We start from the raw sequence: 19329 nt of genomic DNA, 5'->3' as shown, positions 1-19329 counted from the left end.
CCGGGCAAAAAAAGCGGCGGACCGAAGTCCGCCGCTGAAGGTGTTGCAGTTGGCTTCCGGGATCAGAAGCGGAAGTTGATGTTGGCGAACACGTACCGGCCGAGCTGGTCGTAACCACCGACCGAGTTGGCGTTGAGCACCAGGGTCGAACCCACCATCGGCGGCTCCTTGTCCGCGATGTTGTTGACGCCGGCGGTGATCTCGATGTTGTCGGTCAGGAACAGCGAGCCGGACACGTCGAAGTAGTTCGCCGCGCTCAGCTTGTTGCCGTTGTTGACCAGCAGCTGGTCGGTGGTCAGCGGGTTGCCGTTGTTGTCGACGTAGTCCAGCTCACCCACATAGCGCCAGCGCACGCCCACCGAGTAGTTGGGCGCCGAGTAGCGCAGGTTGACCATGTGGCGCCAGTCCGGCGTCTGGCAGGAGAGGTTGATCACCCCCGCGCAGTCGTAGGTCGCATCGTCGTTGACGCCCGGCAGCGGCGCGATCTCGGCCTTGGTGGTGTGGGTGCCGATGAACGCGGCGTGCATCCGGCCGCCCCACATGTCCCAACCATAGTTCACGTTCAGGTCGACGCCCTGGAAGTGCAGCTCGCCGAAGTTCGCGGTCAGGTTCTCGACGTAGCCCGAGCTCTCGACGTTGCTGCCCACCCAGAGGTCGCCGCTGTTGGCGTTGCGGTGGACCCTGTCGCACAGGAACGGGTCGCCGGTGAGGGCGCAGAACTGGAGGATGGTGGAGGCGCCGATGGTGCCGATGCGGTCTTCGATCTTGATGTCGTAGAAGTCGACGGCCAGCGACAGATTGTCGATCGGCGTGGCCACGAAGCCCAGGGTCCAGGTGTCACCCTTCTCCGGGGTCAGGTTCGGGTTACCACCGATGAACTGGTTGTACTGCGACGCCGGGCTGGCCAGGATGTTGCCGTACTGCGCCGCGGTCACGCCCGTGTTCTGGCACTGGGCCAGGGTCATGGCCGGGTTGGGGCCAGCGCACGGGTCGTTGCCGCTGAACAGCGCGATCTGCTGGTCGGAGAACAGTTCGCCGGTGTTGGCCGCGCGAATCGCACGGTTGTAGCCACCACGCAGGCGGTAGTTGTCGGCGAAGGTCGCCGCGAAACCGGCCTTGTAGGTGTTCACCGAACCCGAGGTGTCGTAGTCGGACCAGCGGTAGCCGAGGTCGAGGAAGACGTTGGTGCTGTTGTCGTCGTTGGCGAACAGTGGCACCTGGCTTTCCAGGAAGATCTCCTTGACGCCGATCTCACCGCTGATCGGCAGGCGCGGGCCGCCGAGACCGGTGAAGTTGCCGGTCGCCATGTTCACGTCGGTGTCGACGTCGTAGGTCTCCTTGCGGTACTCGACGCCGGCCACCAGCGCGATGCCCTGGCCGTTGGCGCTGGGCAGGCCCCAGTCGAAGCCGCCCGTCACGTAGCCGTTGACGACCTTCATCGTGGTGGTGCCCTGGCGCATACCGGTGCCGCTGAGGGCCGCCGCCGCCTCCGGGGTCACGCCGCCCGGCGACCAGACGTCGTACGGCACGCAGCCGGCGAACGAGTCGGGCGGGCACAGGCGGATCGCATCGTCCACCCAGGTGGTGATGAAGTCGTTGATGTTGGCTTCGGTCGAGTGGTTGCGGCCGTACAGCGCCGACAGGTTGTACGACCAGAAGTCGTTGATCGCACCCTCGGAGCCGAACACGAAGCGGAAGTTCGACGCCTCGAGCTTGGCCACGCGCGGGCCGCCTTCGACGTTGCGCTTGCCGACGTAGATGTCGCCGCCGGTGATGCCCAGCGCAGCGCAGAGGTCAGCGGCGAGGTCGTCATCGCAGCTGAGCGGGGAGTTCACGAAGAACGTGCCGGACTCGGCGATCTGCACCGAGGTGTTGGTGTTGGCGAACATCGCGTCGATGTACGGACGGAAATGCTCGTTGACCTCGAACTTGATCGACGTGCCGAAGGTGTAGCGCTCGTCGGGACGCTGGTAGTGGTTGATCGGCGCGTAGTTGTACGGCGGGGCCGAACCGGCGAGCCATTCACCGGTGGTCTGATCCTGGTGGCCGTAGCCGCTGAACGGCTCGCCGTTCTCGTCCGTGGCGCCGATGATCAGGAAGTTGGGGATCGGCGAGGTGCCCGACCCACCGCACGCGGTGCCCGATGCGTCGAGTGCGCAGGACGAATAGTCGCGGGCGCCCTGGCGCAGCTCGTCGTTCTCGCGGTAGGTCACCCACGCCATGGCGTGGCCGCGGCCGTCGGCGAAGCGGCTGCCCACGGCCATGTCGAAGGTCCGGGCGACACCGTCGAGCGAGGTGCTGCCGCTCGGGTACTCGAAGCCCACCTCGTCCATCAGGCCCTGGATGTAGGCGTTGTCGTTCTTGTGCTGGTAGCCCGAGTAGCCGATGTTGGCGCTGAAGCCCTCGAACTCGGTGTCGAGCACGAAGTTGACGACGCCCGCCATCGCGTCCGAACCGTACACGGCGGAGGCGCCGCCGGTCAGCACGTCGACGCGCTTGACCAGAGCGGCGGGGACCTGGTTGAGGTCACGGGCCTCGGAGCGGATGCCGCCCGGCGGCAGGCGGTGGCCGTTCACCAGCACCAGGGTGCGGTTGGAGCCCAGGCCGCGCAGGTCGGCGGTCGGGTAGCCCGTGGTCGGGTTGACCGTGAAGGCGTCGAAGCCGGGGGACATCTGCGGGAACTGGTTGAGCAGGTCCTCGACGCGGGTGGTGCCGGAGTACTTGAACTCCTCGGCGGTGATTTCCGCGATCGGGGCGGACGCGGTGACGGTCTGGCTCTGGATGCGGGTACCGGTGACCGTGATCGCGTCGAGCTCGGTTGCCCGCTGCTGCGGCTGCTGGCCTTCTTCCTGCGCAAGCGCAGAACCTGCGGTCATCGTGGTGCCTGCGAGCAAAGCGACGACGATCGCGTCCCGCAGCTGGTTTCGCTTCAGTCTCATTCTCTCTCTCCAACGTGAGAATTGGGTGTTTCCCATGGAAACCTCCCCGGTGGAATCAAGGCAGACGCCAAACCCGGCAAGGTTGCGCCGGATACTACTAGCCTGTCGAGAGAAATTAAAGTGTCGTTAATAATTCGGCTGCGATGCGTGACGCAGCGCGGGTCGCAGGCGGGGAACAGCCGGATTGCGGCGGGAAGCAGGCGCCGCCGCGCGGACGTCAGAGATCCTGCTCGTAACGGACGTAGGGCACGGCGCCCTCGTCTTCCGTCTCGCCCGCTGGTGAGAACGGATTGCGTCCCCGGGTCAGCACGTTCTCGGCGCCGAGAGTGAGCTGGCCGCTCCAGGGCGTGCGCCAGGTGACGCCCAGGCCCACGCCCTCGAAGCGCGGCTGGCCCGGGGTCTCGATCACGCGCCCGATGACGTTGGCGCTGAACGCGCCGTAGCCGCCGCCGAGCGACAGGCTCTTGCTGCTCCAGCGGTCACTGATGTCGGCCGGGGCCTCGGAGAACGGGATCAGGGTGGCCTTGGCCACGGTCCCGGCGATGCTGACGTAGGCGGCATCGCCGAGGTTCTTCTGGGCGAAGATGGTGAGGTCGTTGAGGTCGACGTCGTGCTGCTGCCGGTCCCGGCTCATCCACGCCGGGAGGCTGTCCTTGCCCTGGCCCACGGTGAGGCCGAAGCCGCCGCCGGGGCGGTTGAACGCCGCCGTGGCGCTGGCCCGCCCGTTGCCGCCGTGCTCGCCCAGCGAGGCCAGCTGGCAGTTGTTGACCAGGCTGCCGACGGCGCTGAACACGCCGTTGCGCCGGTTGCACAGCAGGGCCAGCGAGTCGCCCGCCTCGAGCCCGAAGGTGGCATCGAGCGTGGAGTCGCCGGCGCGCCAGCGGGCTCCGGCCACCGATCCTTCCGCGGTCGGCTCCAGCAGCAGGTAGGCCTGCACCTTGCCGCTGCTGTTGTCGACCACCGGCAGCACGGTCTGGTCGCGCTTGGCCTGCGCGTGCGCGCCCGCCGCCAGGCCGAGGGCCAGGAGCAGGGTCGTCGTCAGTCGCGCAGCGAAGCTTGGCATGGCGAGCCTATGACCGTGGGCGGTGGTCGGAGTTCCCGATGCGATCCTGCAGGCAGGCTAGCGCATTTATGGTTATTTAACAATGGGCCAATCACAACCCGGCTGCACGGTTACTGAACGCGTGCGGGGGCTTCGAGCGTGGGCGCTTCTTCGGCCAGCAGGGCCTCGACCTGGGCCTGGTCGAACGCATAGCGCTCCCCGCAGAACTCGCAGCGCACCCGGGCCGCGCCGTCGATCACCGCCGCGCGGGCCTCGTCCGCCCCGAGCGCGCCGAGCATCGCCGCCACCCGTTCGCGGGAACAGGAGCAGCCGAAGGCCAGGTCGCGGCCGCCGACGGTCTCGACCCCCTCCTCGTGGAACAGGCGACGCAGCACGTCCGCGGCGGGCAGTTCGAGCAGTTCACCCGCCTGCAGGGTGTCGAACAGGGCGCCGGCCCGGGTCCAGCCGTCGGCATCGCCCTCGTCGCCCGGGAGCTTCTGCAGCATCAGCCCGGCCGCGCGGTTCCCGGCCGCGGCCAGCAGCAACCGGGTCGGCAGCTGCTCGGACCGGCGGAAGTAGTCCTCGAACGCCCCCGCCAGCGAATCGGCCTCGAGGGGAACCAGCCCCTGGTAGCGGACCGGGTCGCGGGCGCTGAGGCCCGGGTTCTCGATGGTAATGGCCAGTACCGCGTCCTTCCCGAGCTGGCGCAGGTCGCGGCTGGGCGGCGCCGGTGCGTCCTCGGCCAGGCGGGCGATGCCGCGCAGGGTGCCGCTGGCGCTGCATTCGGCGAACAGGGTGCGCAGCGCGCCCTCGCCGCCGAACTGGATCGACAGTCGCCCGTCGACCTTGACGTGCCCGGTGAACAGCGCCGAAGCGACCACCGCCTCGCCGAGCAGTTCGGCGATCGCACCGGGGTACTCGTCGGTGGACCGGATCCGTTGCCAGCTGCGGGAGAGCCGGACATGCACCCCGCGCACGCCGGCGCCGGGCAGGAGGAAACGGGTCAGCCGGTCGCTGCCGGAAGGGTTGGGTTCGGTCATGGCGTGATCGCGCGCTCGCGCAGGGCGTGGTCGAATAGGGGAGCGCCCAGCGTGGGCGTTGGACACAGATGGGGGCGTGATGAGGCAGGCGCAAGCCGGCGGTTCGCCGGCACGTGCGGCGACGCGGGGCCGGCGCTGGCGCAGGCGGCTGTGGTGTCTGCCGCTGTGGCTGCTCCTGGCCAGCGTGCTGCAGGTCGCCGTGCTGCGGGTGGTCGATCCGCCGTTCTCATCGTTCATGGCCATCCGCCAGGCGCAAGCCTGGCTGGCCGGCGAGCGGGATGCCCGGCTGGCCTATGACTGGCGCGACCTCGGTGCGATGGCGCCCTGCCTGCCGGTGGCGCTGATCGCCGCCGAGGACCAGAACTTCGCCACCCATTCGGGCTTCGACTTCGAGGCCATCCGCCAGGCGCGCGAACGCAACGCGCGGGGCGGCCGGCTGCGCGGCGGCAGCACCATCAGCCAGCAGGTGGCCAAGAACCTGTTCCTCTGGCAAGGGTCTGGCGCCGCCTCGCGCTGGGTGCGCAAGGGCCTGGAGGCCTGGTACACCGTGTTGCTGGAACTGCTGTGGCCCAAGCGCCGGATCCTGGAGGTCTACGCCAACGTGGCCGAGTTCGGCGACGGCGTGTACGGCGCGCAGGCCGCGGCGCGCCGCTTCTTCGGCCGCGACGCGTCGGCGCTGACCCACACCCAGTGTGCGCGCCTGGCCGCGGTGCTCCCCAGCCCGCGGCGCTACAGCGCCACCCGGCCGGGGCCCTACGTCCAGCGCCGTACCGCGGCGATCGAGCGCAACATGCGCCAGATCGGCGGCACCGCCTACGTCGAGGCGCTGGACTGAGGCCGGCCGCGACGCCGGCGTGGCGCGAAACCGAATACGATGCCGCCATGAGCCGTGAAGTCCTGACCGTCGTGGTGGCCGCGCGCGACGAGGCCGAAGCCCTGCCGCTGCTGCACGCCCGCGTGGCGCGGGTGCTCGATGGCCTGCGCGAGGAGGGGGTCGACGGCCGCATCCTGTACGTCGACGACGGCAGCAGCGACGGCACCTGGGAGGTGATGCGCGGGCTGGCCAGCGGCGACCGCCGGGTGTCGCTGCTGCGGCTGTCGCGCAACTTCGGCAAGGAGGCCGCGCTCACCGCCGGCCTCGACCACGTGGCCGAGGGTGCGGCGGTGTTGCTCGACGCCGACGGCCAGGATCCGCCCGAGCTGATCCCGCGCTTCGTGGAGAAGTGGCGGGAGGGCTACGACGACGTCTACGGCATGCGCGAGCAGCGCGACGGCGAGGGCTGGTTCAAGCGCCTGACCGCGCACCTGTTCTACCGCGTCATCCAGCGCCTGTCGCGCACCCCGGTGCCGACCGACACCGGGGACTTCCGCCTGCTGTCGCCGCGCGCGCTGGCCGCCCTGGCGCAGCTGCGCGAGCGGCACCGCTTCATGAAGGGGCTGTTCGGCTGGATCGGCTACAACCGGGTCGCGATCCCGTACCGGCGCGAGCCGCGCCTGGCCGGCCGCAGCAAGTTCAACTTCTGGAAACTGTGGAACTTCGCGCTCGAAGGCATCACCAGCTTCTCGACCGCGCCGCTGCGGCTGGCGACCTATGTCGGGCTGGGCGCGGCGCTGCTGGCCTTCCTGTACGCGGTGTGGATCGCGGCCAAGGCCTTGCTGTATGGCGATCCGGTCGCCGGCTGGCCGACGATGATGGTCGTGATCCTGTTCCTGGGCGGGGTGCAGCTGGTCGCGCTGGGCATGATCGGCGAGTACCTGGGCCGGCTGTACGAGGAATCCAAGCAGCGGCCGCTGTACCTGGTCGACGACTGGCGCCCCGCGCCCGGCGGAGTATCCTCGGTCGTGTCGCAGGCAACGGGAGGCAGCCAAGATGCGTACGGTGCGGCAATTGCTGGACGGCAAGAGTCCTGAGGTCTACGCGGTGGCGCCGGATGCGCCGGTGATCGAAGCGATCCGGCTGATGGCGCTCAAGAGCATCGGCGCGGTGCTGGTGACGGAAGCCGGGCAGCTGCGCGGGATCCTGTCCGAGCGCGACTACGCGCGCAAGATCGTGCTCGAGGGCCGCTCGTCGAAGGACACCCCGGTGAGCGCGATCATGACACGCGATGTGGTCACCGTGACCCCGGACCACGTCGTCCCCGCGTGCATGCAGCTGATGACCGAGCAGCGCATCCGCCACCTGCCGGTGCTCGAAGGCGGCTCGGTGGTGGGCATCATCTCGATCGGCGACCTGGTCAAGGCGGTGATCGAGGACCAGCAGTACGAGCTCGACCAGCTGCAGCGCTACATCGCCGGTTGAGCATCGCGCGGGCCGCTACTTCGCGTAGCGCCCGCCGCAGTCGCTGTCCTCGCCCGGGCCCAGTTCCAGCGTGGCCAGCAGCGCGGCCGGGGGCGCAATGCTGCCCAGTGCCAGCGCGACCGCCCCGCGCAGCCCCAGGCGGGCGAAATCCGGGCGGAAACTGGGGGCGGCGAAGGTGCCGCCCAGGTGCAGCGGCGAACGCAGGGCGAGGATGCTGCGGTCCTTGGGCTGGGGGCGCAGTTCGATGTCCAGGGTTTCGGCTTCCAGGTCGACCTGGCCCTGGCCGACGATGATCGTGTCGCTGGTGTCGAAGGCGAGCGCGCGCGCCTGCATCGTCCCCGAGGCGACGTCGAAGTCGGCGAAGGCGCAGCGCACCTGGGCCTTGCGGTCGCGGCCGAGCAGGAACTTGAGCGACTCGTAGATGTCGATGCCGGCCAGCTCCAGCAGCAGGTTGCTGATCTCGCCGCGGCCCATGCCGAGCGCGACGTCGCCGTCGGCGCCTGCGAGCATCGCTGCGATCGAGTTGCCGCCGCCGGTGAGTGCGATGTTGCCGCCCAGGCGTCCGGCGGCGTCGCGGGTGAGTTCGGCGTCGGGGAACAGCTGCGCCAGTTCGATCCCGCGCAGCTGCGCGCGCAGCCGGGTGCGGATCGCGTCGGTGCGCGCGTCCATCCGCACGTCGGCGCGGATGTCGCCCCCGGCCACCCCGAAGTTGACCGGTTCCAGCCGCGCCAGGCCGTTCTCCAGCACCAGGTGTGCATCCATGTCGTCGAGCGGCAGGCGCGGCGCGTTGATGCGCTGCGCACGCAGGCGCACGTCGGCATCCATCGCGCGCAGCTTGGCCAGGTCGTAGGGGGTGTCGGGCAGCACCTTGCCGCGCGCGCGCTGCGCCTGCGCACGGCGGGTCAGTTCCGGGTCGAGCTCCTCGCCCTCCGCGTCGGGCGCGGCGCCGAGGAAGCCGGCCAGGTCGTCGAGATCCAGGCGCTTCGATACCAGGTCGGCGACGAGCACCGGGCGTTCGCCGCCGGTGGTGAGCGAGGCCGACCCGGAGAGGTCGCTCTGTCCGACCTTGCCCTCGAAACCGCGGTAGTGCCAGGTGGCGCCGTCGCGCTCGAGGCGGCCGTCGAAGGCGTAGGGCGGCGTATCGGGCATGGCCACGCCGAACAGTGGATACAGTTCGGCGAGGTTGCGGCCGGCGAGCGCGAACTGCGCCTGGAAGGCCTGGAGGTTGAATGGCGCGGTCAGGCTGCCGCGGGCATGGGCGCGGGTGGCGCCGGCCCGGGCGCGCAGGTCGAGGCGGTAGGGGTGGTCGGCGTCGCGCAGCTCGAGCGGCGATTCGGCACGGCCCTCGAGGCTGAACCCGGCGCCACGCCAGCGCCCCTCGCCCTCGAGCTCGACCGGCGGCGCGGCGTCCTCGCGGCGCGGCTCGCGGCTGGCGACGTGGATGTCGATGCCGGTGTCGCGGCCCGGATTGTCGTAGCGCAGGCGGCCGTCGCGGATCCACAGGCGGCGCAGGTGGAGCGGCTCGCCGTTGCCTTCGAAGCCGAAGTCCCAGTTGCCGGGCCCGCCTTCTGGATGCGCTTCGAGCCGCACATCCGGTGCGTCCAGGCGCAGTTCGGCCAGGCGCACGCGGCCGATGAGCAGCGGCCACAGTTCGACCTGCAGGGCGAGCCGTTCGGCCGTCGCCATGTCCTCGTGCTCCGACCAGCTGGCGTTACCCAGCCGCAGCTGCCCGGCCGTGACCGTGGTCAGCCTGCCCAGGTCGACGTTGAGGTCGCCGCGGATGTCGAAACTGCGCCCGGTCCGCGCCTCGACGATGCGTTCGATCGGGCCCTTGAACCAGTTCCAGTCCCACAGCAGTACGAGCACCGCGACCGCCGCGATGGCCACCGCAACGGCCAGTGCGAGCGCGCGCCGCGACGGACGGCGCCAGCGATGCCGCGGCTGCGGCCCTCCGGTGGCCATGTCTGGATCCGTTGCCATGCCGCTAGGCTTGCGCGCCCGGCGTCATTCCCGCGCGAACGCGGCGCGAAGATTCAGTTTCGCGAAGCGCGTGTGGTCAGGGCACGACCTGCGCCATGACCGCCACGTAGTGGCAGACGCTGCCGGCGATGCAGAACAGGTGCCAGATGGCGTGTGCGTAGGGGATCGACTCGCGGTGGTAGAAGTAGGTGCCCAGGGTGTAGAACACGCCGCCGGCGATCAGCCAGCCGAAGGTCCAGGCATCGAGCGAGGCCATCACCGGCTTGATCGCCACCAGCACCAGCCAGCCCATGGCCACGTAGATCGCGGTGGACAGGCGCTTGAAGCGGCCGGTGTAGAACAGCTTGAAGACGACGCCCGCCAGGGCCAGGGTCCAGATCGCGATGAACAGCCCCCAGCCCCAGGGGCCGCGCAGACCGACCAGGGTGAACGGGGTGTAGGTGCCGGCGATCAGGAGGTAGATCGCGCAGTGGTCGAAGACCTTGAGCCGGCCCTTGGCCACCGGATGCCGGATCGCGTGGTAGAGGGTGGAGGCCAGGTAGAGCAGCAGCAGCGTGACGCCGAACACGATCGCGGCACCGAGTTGCCAGGCGTCGCCGCGGATCGCGGCCAGGGTGATCAGCACCGCGCCACCGGCGAGCGCGGCGGCCGCGCCGACGCCGTGGGTCAGGGCGCTGGCGATCTCGTCGCGCACGCGCGCCAGGCGCTGGGCCAGGCGGCGCTCGCGGACGTGCTGTCGCGACTGCCTCGACTCACCGTGGGAACTGCTCACGCTCCATACGTTACCGGATCGTGGCCGCGGGTGGGACGGGTGCGCTGGCCGCTCCGCAAGGTGGCGTCGCCGGGCCCGGCCCGGGTCCGGCGGCCGGGCAATGCCCGCCGGGCCGGTCAGGCCGGGACGGCGTGCGCGTGCTCGCGGGTGGCCAGGAACCGGATCGCCGGCGAGCGCTCCTCGGCCAGCTGCAGGTTGACCCGGGTGGGCGCCAGGTAGACCAGCTCGCCGGCGGCGTCGATCGCCAGGTTCATCGCGTGCTTGTCGCGGAACTCTTCGAGCGTCTTCTCGTCGTCGCACTTCACCCAGCGGGCGGTGGCCACCTGCACCGGTTCGAAGATCGCGTCCACCCCGTACTCGGCCTTGAGGCGGTAGGCGACCACGTCGAACTGCAGCACGCCGACCGCGCCCAGGACCAGGTCGTTGCTCATCAGCGGGCGGAAGAACTGGGTGGCGCCTTCCTCCGACAGCTGGGCCAGGCCCTTCTGCAGCTGCTTGAGCTTGAGCGGGTCGCGCAGGCGGGCGCGGCGGAACAGCTCGGGCGCGAAGTTCGGGATGCCGGTGAAGGAAAGCTGCTCGCCCTCGGTGAAGGTGTCGCCGATCGAGATCGTGCCGTGGTTGTGGATGCCGATCACGTCGCCGGGCCAGGCCTCGGCCGCGATCTCGCGGTCGCTGGCCATGAAGGTCAGCGCGTTGGTGAGCTTGACCTCCTTGCCGCTGCGCACGTGGAAGGCTTTCATGCCGGCGCTGAAGCGGCCCGAGCACACGCGCATGAACGCCACGCGGTCGCGGTGCTGCGGGTCCATGTTGGCCTGGATCTTGAACACGAAGCCGGTCAGCTTCTCCTCCTCCGGCCGGACCTCGCGGCTGGTGGTGGCGCGCGGCCGCGGCGAGGGGGCGTGCTCGACGAAGAAGTCCAGCAGCGGCTGCACGCCGAAGTTGTTCACGCCCGAGCCGAAGAACACCGGCGTCTGCCTGCCGTCAAGATAGGCCTGCTTGTCGAAGGGGTGGCTGGCGCCCTGCACCAGCTCGAGTTCGTCGCGCACGCCGGCCAGCATCTGACTGCCGACCTTCTCCTCCAGCCCCGGTGCATCGAGCGAGGGGAAGATGGTCGAATCCTGGCGGGTGAAGTTGCGGCCCGGCTCGTACAGGTGCACTTCGCCGGTGAGCAGGTGGACCACGCCCTTCAGGCGCTGGCCCATGCCGATCGGCCAGGTCACCGGCGCGCACTGGATGCCGAGCACGCGCTCGACCTCGTCGAGCAGCTCGATCGGGTCCTTGCCTTCGCGGTCGAGCTTGTTGATGAAGGTCATGATCGGCGTGTCGCGCATGCGGCACACCTCCATGAGCTTGATCGTGCGTTCCTCCACGCCCTTGGCCACGTCGATCACCATCAGCGCGCTGTCCACCGCGGTGAGCACGCGGTAGGTGTCCTCGCCGAAGTCGGCGTGGCCGGGGGTGTCGAGCAGGTTGATGATGCGGCCGGCGTAGGGGAACTGCATCACCGACGAGGTGACCGAGATCCCGCGCTCCTTCTCCAGCGCCATCCAGTCGGAGGTGGCGTGGCGCGCGGTCTTGCGCGACTTCACCGAGCCGGCCATCTGGATCGCGCCGCCGAACAGCAGCAGCTTCTCGGTCAGCGTGGTCTTGCCCGCGTCGGGGTGGGAGATGATGGCGAAGGTGCGGCGGCGCGCGGCTTCGGTGGAAACGTCGGGCATGGCCGGTCCCGCCGCGGTGGCGCCGGGAAGGTGTGGGGAGGCCGTGGATTATACGGGCTCGCGCCCGGCGCCCGCGGGGAACGGGGGCGGGGAGGCGGCAGGCGTGCCGGCCGGGGCCGGGCCGCCCCTAGCGGCCGGCAGGTGCCTGGACCGCCTGCGTGTCGGTGAAGCGCAGGATCCCCCGCGGGCCAAACATGCGGAACGGCAGCGACTGCAAGCGCATGCCGCGGTTGGCCTGGACCACGAAGTGCAGGTGCGGCGCGGTGCTGCGCCCGGAGTTGCCGGACAGGCCGATCGGTTCGCCGCGGCGCACGCGCCGGCCCGGTTCCACCAGCACTCCACCGCGCTGCAGGTGCGCGTACAGGGCCATGGTGCCGTCGTCGTGCAGGATGCGGACGAAGTTGGCGCGCCCGGGCAGGGCCGCGTCGCCGTCGCCGGGCAGGGCGTCGGCGAAGCCGTCCTCGGCCTGCATCACCACGCCCTCGCGCGCCGCCAGCACCGGAGTACCGGTCGGCACCGCGAAATCCACCGCGTGCCGGTTGGCCTCGTCGGCATGGCTGAAGCCGCCGCCCCAGGCCTGCTGGATGCGCAGGCTGCCGGTCTGCAGCGGCCAGGCGTATTCGACGTCGCGCGGGCGCGCGTTCGGGCTGCCGGGCACCACCGCCACCTGCAGGCGGGGATGACCGTGGGCGACGCGGGCCAGCAGGGCCGAGGACTGCGCCGGGATGCTGCCGCGCGCCGGCAGCGGCGGGTCGCTCGGCGGCGATGCGCCGTCGGCGGCGCGCACCACGACTTCGATCGGGCCGGCGAGCAGGTTGTCCACCCAGGCCTCGACGGCGTCGTCGGCCGGCACCAGCCGCAGCCGCGCGGCCGCGCCGTCCCCGGCGGTCATGACCGTGCGCGGCGCGATGCGCCTGGCCGGTGCGTCGACCCCCGCATCGCGCGGCCGGTCGCGGAGGTCGGGCCAGCGCAGCGACTGCGCGGCCGACGCGCCGGCGACGGCCAGGGCCGCGATGGCGATCGCGCCGGCCAGCGCGCGATTCATTCCAGGCAGGCAGGGTCCAGTCCGAGCGCCTGGACCACGTCGCGCAGGTCGAAGGCCGCCACCGCGCGGTCGTCGTGCACCGCGTACAGCGCCCCGGCCGGGAAGCGCGCGGTGGGGCTGGCATGCAGGGCGATGCCGTCGGTCCAGGCGGTGACGTTGCCGGAAAAGCTGCCGCGCGGAGCCAGGGTGGTGCGGTCGAAGACCCGGAACACGGTCAGGGGATGCAGCTGGTCGGCGGCGATCCAGTATCCGGAGTCGGGCGTGCAGGGCCACAGCGCAAGCCCCTCGGGTTCGGCGGCGAACACGCCCGGCGCTACCCCGCCGCCGGTGTAGCGCCCGTCCAGCGTGTACTCGCGCAGTGCCGTGCCGTGGCCCAGATGCTCGTCGGCCACCAGCAGGCGGTCGTGCGCCGGATCGCCCGCCAGCGACTCGACGATCCTCAGCGCCGCCTCCGCGCTGGTGTCGCCGAAGGTGCCCAGCGGCCGCACCCGGGGGCGGGCGTCCTCGTCCAGGCGGATCCCGAACCGGTGCACGCGGCGGTCGAGTTCGTGCAGCGGCGGCACCACGTCGAAGGCCTCGCCCAGCATGAAGCTGTCGGTGACGTAGACCTGCAGCGCGCCCGGTGCGGATTCGTAGCCCCATACCCCGTAGGGGCTGCGCAGCCGGCCGGCGCCGAAGCTGCCCAGCGGCTCGAAGCCGGGCAGCGAGAGCATCTGCACCCGCCGGTTGTCGCGCTCGGAGACCAGCAGCAGGTCGCCGTGCACGAACACCCCGTTCGGCCGCAGGAATTCGCCCGGCCCGCCGCCGCGTCCGCCGACCCGCCGCAGCAGCTCCCCGCTGTCGGCATCGAACACCAGCAGCTGGTGGACGTTCTTGGCACTGGCGATCAGCCAGACCGCCCCGTCCTCGGTGGGCCAGGTGGCGAGCGAATCGAGCTCGTCCCCGGGGATCTCGGGGGTCAGGAAGCGTTCTGCGACGCTGGCCGAGGCCGGTGCCGCCGTCGTCGCGACAGCGACGGGACTCGGGGGGCTCCGGGTGGCGCAGGCGGCCAGGAGCAGGGCCGCCAGGAGGGGGAGGACGGTGCGCATGGCCCATTATCGCCGAAGGTTCCATCCGAACGCATATCGCTTCATCGGCATGAAGCGATTGACAAACCCCCGCGGCGCGGGCAATCTGCGCGGCATCCATCGAGACCGGCTGAGGGACAGGCCCTGAGACGCCGGGGCAACCTGATGGGACGCGGCCAGCGGCCGTGCCCGTCGCGGTGCCAAGTCCTGCGGGGACCTGAGCGTCCACCGGAAGATGGTTGCGCGTCGCCCCTTCGGCGGCCGATGCGCATCTGGCCGGCGCCGCCGGCACTTCCGGTCCCCCGCATGCGCTCGCTGGCTGCCCTTGACCGGAACGCGCCATGAGTCTTGCCGCCCGCACCGCCGACCTCCCGCCTGCCGGGGCCGCCGCGCCCGCGGCCGCGCGCCGTGGCGAGTTCGAGGCCACCCTGGCGCTGCGCCACGGCGGCACGCCGCGGGTGCGCATCGCCTGGGAGCTGGCCGGGCCCGAAGGTGCCCCGGTGGTGCTGGTGGCCGGCGGAATCTCGGCCCACCGCCATGCCAGCCCCAGCCCCGACTTCCCGGAGCCCGGCTGGGCTGGCGACCTGGTGCGCGCCGGACGCACGCTCGATCCGGCGCACGTGCGCGTGCTCGGCTTCGACTACGTGGGCGCGGATGGCCGCCTCGACGCGCCGATCGACACCACCGACCAGGCCGACGCCGTCGCGCTGCTGCTCGACGCGCTGGGCATCGAGCGGCTGCGGGCGTTCGTCGGCTATTCCTACGGGGCGCTGGTCGGGCTGCAGTTCGCGGCCAGGCATCCGCTGCGGGTGGAGGCCCTGGTGGCGGTGAGCGGCGCGCACCGTGCGCACCCCTATGCCGCCGCCTGGCGCGCGCTGCAGCGCAAGGCCGTGGCGCTGGGGCAGCTGCAGTGCGCCGACGTGCAGGGGCTGTCGCTGGCGCGCCAGTTCGCGATGCTCAGCTACCGCACGCCCGAGGAGTTCGAGGAGCGTTTCGACGCGCCGCCCCAGGTCGCCAATGGCCGGGTGCGGGTGGCCGCCGAGGACTACCTGGACGTCGCCGGCGCGCGCTTCGTCGCGCGCACGCCGGTCACCGCCTGGCTGCGGCTGTCCGAATCGATCGACCTGCACCGCGTCGATCCCGCCCGGGTGCGGGTCCCGACCGTGGTGGTGGCCGTGGAGGGCGACCGGCTGGTACCGCTGTCCGACTCGGTCGCCCTGGTCGAGGGCCTCGGCGCGCACGGCCAGCTGCGCGTGCTGCGCTCCCCCTACGGCCACGACGCCTTCCTGAAAGAAACCGACCGCATCGACGCCATCCTCGCCGGCGTGCTGCGCCAACACGGAGAGTCCGCATGACCGCCAGCCCCATCCCCGCCGCCGGCCTGGCCGAGTGCCGTCCGGCCACCCGCGCCGTGCGCGCCGGCATCGACTGCGACACCGCGCATGGGGCGGTCACCCCGCCGCTGGTGCTGTCGAGCAACTTCAGCTTCGATGGCTTCGGCAACAAGCGCGACTACGACTACACCCGCAGCGGCAATCCCACCCGCGACCTGCTGGGCGAGGCCCTGGCGGGGCTCGAGGGCGGCGCCGGCGGCGTGGTCACCGCCACCGGCATGGGCGCGATCACCCTGGTGCTGCACGCCCTGCTCGAGGCCGGCGATACGCTGGTGGTGCCGCACGACGCCTACGGCGGCAGCTGGCGCCTGTTCAACGCGCTCGCGGCCAAGGGCCATTTCAACCTGGTCACCGCCGACCTCACCGATCCGCGCTCGCTGGCCGCGGCGCTGGCGCAGTCGCCGAAGCTGGTGCTGATCGAGACCCCGTCCAATCCGCTGCTGCGGATCACCGACCTGCGCTTCGTGATCGAGGCCGCCCACCGCGCCGGCGCCCTGGCGGTGGTGGACAACACCTTCCTGTCGCCGGCGCTGCAGAAGCCGATCGCGTTCGGCGCCGACGTGGTGGTGCACTCGACCACCAAGTACATCAACGGACACAGCGACGTGGTCGGCGGCGCGGTGGTGGCCGCGACGGCCGAGCTGCACGAGCGGCTGGCGTGGTGGGCGAATGCGCTCGGCATCACCGGCGCGCCGTTCGACGCCTTCCTGACCCTGCGTGGCCTGCGCACGCTCGATGCGCGCCTGCGCGTGCACCAGGAGAACGCGCAGGCGATCGCCGAACAGCTGCAGGCGCATCCGGCGGTGGCGCGCGTGCATTACCCGGGGCTGGAATCGCACCCCGGCCACGCCCTGGCCGCGCGCCAGCAGGCCGGCTTCGGCGCGATGCTGTCGCTGGAGCTCGAGGGCGGCACCGAGGCGGTGCGCGCCTTCGTCAACGGACTGCGGTACTTCACCCTGGCCGAGTCGCTGGGCGGGGTGGAGAGCCTGGTCGCGCACCCGGCCTCGATGACCCACGCGGCGATGACGCCCCAGGCCCGCGCCGCGGCCGGCATCCCGGACGGGCTGCTGCGGCTGTCGGTCGGCATCGAGGCCCAGGCCGACCTGCAGGCCGACCTCGCCGCTGCGCTCGAGCGCGCCGCGCGCGCCGTGGCCGGTGAGGCCGGCGCGCTGCAGCGGGTGGACGCATGAGCAAGGTGACGAGGATCCGGACCCCGGCCGCCGGCACGCGCGGCGGCCGCATCGCCCTGCTCGGGACCGGCGTGGTCGGCAGCGCCGTGGTCGCCCGCTACCGCCAGCTGGCCGAGCGCGGCGTGGCGCTGCCGCCGTTCGCGTGGCTGAGCAATTCGCGCGTGCAGGTGGCCAACGAGGGTTCGCTCGAATCGGCCATTGCCACGGCGCACGCGGCTCCGCGGCGGACGGGGACCGTGCCGCCCTGGGCCGAGGGCGAGGCCCTGGCCCGTGGCGACATCGTCATCGACGCCACCGCCAGCGACACCGTCGCCGGATGGCACCCCGAATGGCTGGCGCGCGGGATCCACGTGGTGACGGCCAACAAGCTCGGTGCCGGCGGCGACCTGACCCGGGCCCAGGCCATCGTCGACGCCCAGCGCGAAGGCGGCCGCTACGGCGATTCGGCCACGGTGGGCGCCGGGCTGCCGCTGCTGCGGCTGCTGCGTGAGCTGGTGGCGGGGGGCGACCGCATCCATGCCGTCGAGGGCATGCTCTCGGGCTCGCTGGGCTGGCTGCTCTCGCGCTTCGACGACACCCGCCCGTTCTCCGACCTGGTGCGCGAGGCGCGCGATGCCGGCTACACCGAGCCCGATCCGCGCGTGGACCTGTCGGGCGAGGACGTGCGCCGCAAGCTGCTGATCCTGGCCCGCGCGTCGGGGGCGATGCTGGAGGCGCGCGACGTGCGGGTCTCCTCGCTGGTACCCGATGCGCTGCGCGACGCCGCGCCCGACGAGGTGGACGCACGCCTGGCCGCGCTCGACGCGCCGCTGCGCGAGCGCTTCCTCACCGCGTATCGCAGCGACGCGCGGCTGTGCTTCGTTGCCCGCTTCGACGCCGGACGCGGCGCCTCGGTCGCGCTGCGCGCGCTGCCGCTGTCCAATCCGCTGGTCAGCGGCCACGGCACCGAGAACCGGGCCGCGATCTTCAGCGACCGCTACCGCGAGCAGCCGCTGGTGGTCCAAGGCCCCGGCGCGGGCGCGGAGGTGACCGCGGCGGCGCTGCTCGACGACGTGCTGCGCATCGCCCGCGCCGCGCCGCACGCCTGAGCGCAGTGCGCCTCGCCGGCGCAGGCCGGTGGCCCGGGCTCAGCATTCGATGACGTTGACCGCGAGCCCGCCGCGGCTGGTTTCCTTGTACTTGTCCTGCATGTCGCGGCCGGTCTCGCGCATGGTCTTGATCACCTTGTCCAGGCTGACCTTGTGCTTGCCGTCGCCGCGCAGGGCCATGCGGCTGGCGTTGATCGCCTTCACCGCGCCCATGGCGTTGCGTTCGATGCAGGGGATCTGGACCAGGCCGCCGATCGGGTCGCAGGTCAGGCCGAGGTTGTGCTCCATGCCGATCTCGGCCGCGTTCTCGATCTGCGCGGGCGTGCCGCCCAGCGCCGCGGTCAGGCCCGCCGCGGCCATCGAGCAGGCCACACCGACCTCGCCCTGGCAGCCGACCTCGGCGCCGGAGATCGAGGCGTTCTCCTTGTAGAGGATGCCCACCGCCGCGGCGGTGAGCAGGAAATCGAACACGCCCTGTTCGCTGCTGGCCGGGCAGAATCGGTCGTAGTAGTGCAGCACCGCCGGGATGATGCCGGCCGCGCCATTGGTCGGCGCCGTGACCACGCGGCCGCCGGCGGCGTTCTCCTCGTTCACCGCGAGCGCGTACAGGTTCACCCAGTCGAGCACGGTCAGCGGGTCGCGCAGCGAGGCCTCCGGGCGGGAGCTGAGCTCGCGGTGCAGCGCCGGCGCGCGCCGCGGCACGTGCAGGCCGCCGGGCAGGGTGCCTTCCTCGCGGATGCCACGCGCCACGCAGGCCTGCATCGCCGCCCACAGCTCGCGCAGGCCGGCGACGATCTCCCCGTCGCTGCGCCACACGCGCTCGTTGGCCATCATCAGCCCGGCGATGCCCAGGCCGCTGGCCTCGGCCTGGCGCAGCAGTTCCGCGCCGCTGGAGAACGGGTACGGCAGGGGCGTGGTGTCGGCGACGATGCGGTCGCGCGCGGCCTCGTCCTGGTTGACCACGAAGCCGCCGCCGACCGAGTAGTAGTCCTGGGTGGCCAGCATGGCGTCGCCGGCGTCGTAGGCGGTGAAGCGCATGCCGTTGGGGTGGTGCGGCAGCTTCTGGCGCTTGTTCATCACCAGGTCGCGCTTTTCCTCGAACGCGACCGGATGGGTACCGCCGAGCACCACCCGGCGCTCGCCGCGGATGCGTTCGAGCGCGGCGGGGATGATGTCGGGGTCGATGAGGTTGGGCTGGTGGCCTTCGAGCCCGAGCAGCAGCGCCTTGTCGGTGCCGTGGCCGCGCCCGGTCAGCGCCAGCGATCCGAACACCTCGGCGCGGATGCGCGCCACCCGCGGCAGCAGCCCCGGCTCGGCCAGGCGGCGCTGGACGAAGCGCGCGGCCGCGCGCATCGGACCGACCGTGTGCGAGGAACTCGGTCCGATGCCGATCTTGTAGATGTCGAAGGTGCTGACGGCCATGGCGGAATCCGTGGAGTCCTGGCCCGCATTGTATTGGTTGCCGTCGCAACTGTCGGCGCGACCCGGCGGCCGCTACACTCGCCGGCCCCGTGCGACGAACGGCCATGGACCGCTACATCCTCTACCAGCGCGACGACTGCCACCTGTGCGACCAGGCCCTGGAGCTGCTGGCGCGGGCCCGGTTCCCGGAGCCGCGCAGCGTGTTCATCGACGGCGACGACGCACTGGAGGCGCGCTACGGCACGCGGGTGCCGGTGTTGCGCCAGGTCGAGACCGGGCGGGAGCTGGACTGGCCGTTCGACCCCGGGACCGTGCGCGACTGGGCCCGCTGAA

At 71.6% G+C, this 19329-nt stretch carries 16 protein-coding genes and 1 riboswitch; of the genes, 7 read left to right on the top strand and 9 right to left on the bottom strand.

Translation table 11 applies throughout. From position 1 onward, the window contains the following. Positions 1-62 precede the first annotated feature (62 nt). The 3 genes from FQY79_RS06365 to hslO all read right to left on the bottom strand — a co-directional run bounded on the left by FQY79_RS06365 (position 63) and on the right by hslO (position 5021). Positions 63-2939, bottom strand: a complete 2877-nt coding sequence (locus FQY79_RS06365) for a TonB-dependent receptor domain-containing protein (protein WP_146311793.1) — start codon at positions 2937-2939, stop codon at positions 63-65. 217 nt (positions 2940-3156) lie between these two features. Further along, entirely contained in the window at positions 3157-4002 is an 846-nt protein-coding gene (locus FQY79_RS06360; RefSeq protein ID WP_146311791.1) for an XOO1806 family protein, read from the bottom strand. A gap of 110 nt (positions 4003-4112) precedes the next feature. Then, complete coding sequence (hslO, locus tag FQY79_RS06355) at positions 4113-5021, bottom strand: Hsp33 family molecular chaperone HslO (protein WP_146311789.1); 909 nt, start codon at positions 5019-5021, stop codon at positions 4113-4115. A gap of 58 nt (positions 5022-5079) precedes the next feature. Between hslO and mtgA the strand changes: the two genes are divergently transcribed. Genes mtgA through FQY79_RS06340 form a run of 3 tightly spaced genes read left to right on the top strand, consistent with a single transcriptional unit; the run spans position 5080 to position 7320 of the window. Beyond that, complete coding sequence (gene mtgA, locus FQY79_RS06350; RefSeq protein WP_425463182.1) at positions 5080-5856, top strand: monofunctional biosynthetic peptidoglycan transglycosylase; 777 nt, start codon at positions 5080-5082, stop codon at positions 5854-5856. A 47-nt stretch (positions 5857-5903) separates the two neighbouring features. After that, entirely contained in the window at positions 5904-6932 is a 1029-nt protein-coding gene (locus FQY79_RS06345) for a glycosyltransferase family 2 protein (RefSeq protein ID WP_146311785.1), read from the top strand. Then, on the top strand, positions 6892-7320 hold the full coding sequence (locus FQY79_RS06340; RefSeq protein WP_146311783.1) for a CBS domain-containing protein: 429 nt from the start codon (positions 6892-6894) through the stop codon (positions 7318-7320). The genes FQY79_RS06345 and FQY79_RS06340 overlap by 41 nt, the downstream gene beginning before the upstream one ends. A 15-nt stretch (positions 7321-7335) precedes the next feature. Here the strand turns inward: FQY79_RS06340 and FQY79_RS06335 are convergent, their stop codons facing one another. The 5 genes from FQY79_RS06335 to FQY79_RS06315 form a co-directional block, all read right to left on the bottom strand. Beyond that, positions 7336-9282 (bottom strand): AsmA family protein, encoded by a 1947-nt coding sequence (locus FQY79_RS06335; protein ID WP_146311781.1) that lies wholly within the window; start codon positions 9280-9282, stop codon positions 7336-7338. 94 nt (positions 9283-9376) lie between these two features. Further along, positions 9377-10015 (bottom strand): PAQR family membrane homeostasis protein TrhA, encoded by a 639-nt coding sequence (trhA, locus tag FQY79_RS06330; protein ID WP_146311934.1) that lies wholly within the window; start codon positions 10013-10015, stop codon positions 9377-9379. 173 nt (positions 10016-10188) lie between these two features. Next, entirely contained in the window at positions 10189-11790 is a 1602-nt protein-coding gene (locus FQY79_RS06325) for a peptide chain release factor 3 (RefSeq protein ID WP_146311779.1), read from the bottom strand. 127 nt (positions 11791-11917) lie between these two features. Then, positions 11918-12835: a M23 family metallopeptidase gene (locus FQY79_RS06320; RefSeq protein ID WP_146311777.1), complete on the bottom strand. Its 918-nt coding sequence runs from the start codon at positions 12833-12835 to the stop codon at positions 11918-11920. Then, the gene (locus FQY79_RS06315) at positions 12832-13923 is read right to left on the bottom strand and encodes a 6-bladed beta-propeller (RefSeq protein ID WP_146311775.1); all 1092 of its coding nucleotides are present in this window, start codon (positions 13921-13923) and stop codon (positions 12832-12834) included. Before FQY79_RS06315 ends, FQY79_RS06320 begins: the two co-directional genes overlap by 4 nt. 93 nt (positions 13924-14016) lie before the next feature. After that, a riboswitch (SAM riboswitch) is annotated at positions 14017-14144 on the top strand. A 99-nt stretch (positions 14145-14243) separates the two neighbouring features. Here FQY79_RS06315 and metX point away from each other — a divergent pair. From metX to FQY79_RS06300, 3 genes are read left to right on the top strand one after another with little or no spacing between them, the layout of a single operon-like run. Beyond that, positions 14244-15257: a homoserine O-succinyltransferase MetX gene (gene metX / locus FQY79_RS06310; protein WP_146311773.1), complete on the top strand. Its 1014-nt coding sequence runs from the start codon at positions 14244-14246 to the stop codon at positions 15255-15257. After that, positions 15254-16486: an O-succinylhomoserine (thiol)-lyase gene (locus tag FQY79_RS06305; RefSeq protein ID WP_146311771.1), complete on the top strand. Its 1233-nt coding sequence runs from the start codon at positions 15254-15256 to the stop codon at positions 16484-16486. Before metX ends, FQY79_RS06305 begins: the two co-directional genes overlap by 4 nt. Further along, positions 16483-17574, top strand: a complete 1092-nt coding sequence (locus tag FQY79_RS06300; protein ID WP_146311769.1) for a homoserine dehydrogenase — start codon at positions 16483-16485, stop codon at positions 17572-17574. Before FQY79_RS06305 ends, FQY79_RS06300 begins: the two co-directional genes overlap by 4 nt. Before the next feature lie 39 nt (positions 17575-17613). On the opposite strand, the gene FQY79_RS06295 is transcribed toward FQY79_RS06300, so the two are convergent. Beyond that, complete coding sequence (locus FQY79_RS06295) at positions 17614-18996, bottom strand: L-serine ammonia-lyase (protein WP_146311767.1); 1383 nt, start codon at positions 18994-18996, stop codon at positions 17614-17616. A 104-nt stretch (positions 18997-19100) separates the two neighbouring features. On the opposite strand from FQY79_RS06295, the gene FQY79_RS06290 reads away from it, so the two are divergent. Beyond that, positions 19101-19328: a glutaredoxin family protein gene (locus FQY79_RS06290; RefSeq protein WP_027072787.1), complete on the top strand. Its 228-nt coding sequence runs from the start codon at positions 19101-19103 to the stop codon at positions 19326-19328. The last annotated feature ends 1 nt before the right edge of the window (position 19329 follow it).

The sequence above is a fragment of the Luteimonas wenzhouensis genome (assembly GCF_007859305.1).
GTDB lineage: Bacteria > Pseudomonadota > Gammaproteobacteria > Xanthomonadales > Xanthomonadaceae > Luteimonas > Luteimonas wenzhouensis.
This window is presented reverse-complemented; position numbering and strand designations above follow the sequence as displayed.

Bases quoted from the DNA above. Each gene is read 5' to 3' on its own strand.
- FQY79_RS06365 (WP_146311793.1), bottom strand. From the start codon at position 2,939: ATGAGACTGAAGCGAAACCAGCTGCGGGACGCGATCGTCGTCGCTTTG.
- FQY79_RS06360 (WP_146311791.1), bottom strand. From the start codon at position 4,002: ATGCCAAGCTTCGCTGCGCGACTGACGACGACCCTGCTCCTGGCCCTC.
- hslO (WP_146311789.1), bottom strand. From the start codon at position 5,021: ATGACCGAACCCAACCCTTCCGGCAGCGACCGGCTGACCCGTTTCCTC.
- FQY79_RS06345 (WP_146311785.1), top strand. From the start codon at position 5,904: ATGAGCCGTGAAGTCCTGACCGTCGTGGTGGCCGCGCGCGACGAGGCC.
- FQY79_RS06340 (WP_146311783.1), top strand. From the start codon at position 6,892: ATGCGTACGGTGCGGCAATTGCTGGACGGCAAGAGTCCTGAGGTCTAC.
- FQY79_RS06335 (WP_146311781.1), bottom strand. From the start codon at position 9,282: ATGGCCACCGGAGGGCCGCAGCCGCGGCATCGCTGGCGCCGTCCGTCG.
- FQY79_RS06325 (WP_146311779.1), bottom strand. From the start codon at position 11,790: ATGCCCGACGTTTCCACCGAAGCCGCGCGCCGCCGCACCTTCGCCATC.
- FQY79_RS06320 (WP_146311777.1), bottom strand. From the start codon at position 12,835: ATGAATCGCGCGCTGGCCGGCGCGATCGCCATCGCGGCCCTGGCCGTC.
- FQY79_RS06315 (WP_146311775.1), bottom strand. From the start codon at position 13,923: ATGCGCACCGTCCTCCCCCTCCTGGCGGCCCTGCTCCTGGCCGCCTGC.
- metX (WP_146311773.1), top strand. From the start codon at position 14,244: ATGAGTCTTGCCGCCCGCACCGCCGACCTCCCGCCTGCCGGGGCCGCC.
- FQY79_RS06305 (WP_146311771.1), top strand. From the start codon at position 15,254: ATGACCGCCAGCCCCATCCCCGCCGCCGGCCTGGCCGAGTGCCGTCCG.
- FQY79_RS06300 (WP_146311769.1), top strand. From the start codon at position 16,483: ATGAGCAAGGTGACGAGGATCCGGACCCCGGCCGCCGGCACGCGCGGC.
- FQY79_RS06295 (WP_146311767.1), bottom strand. From the start codon at position 18,996: ATGGCCGTCAGCACCTTCGACATCTACAAGATCGGCATCGGACCGAGT.
- FQY79_RS06290 (WP_027072787.1), top strand. From the start codon at position 19,101: ATGGACCGCTACATCCTCTACCAGCGCGACGACTGCCACCTGTGCGAC.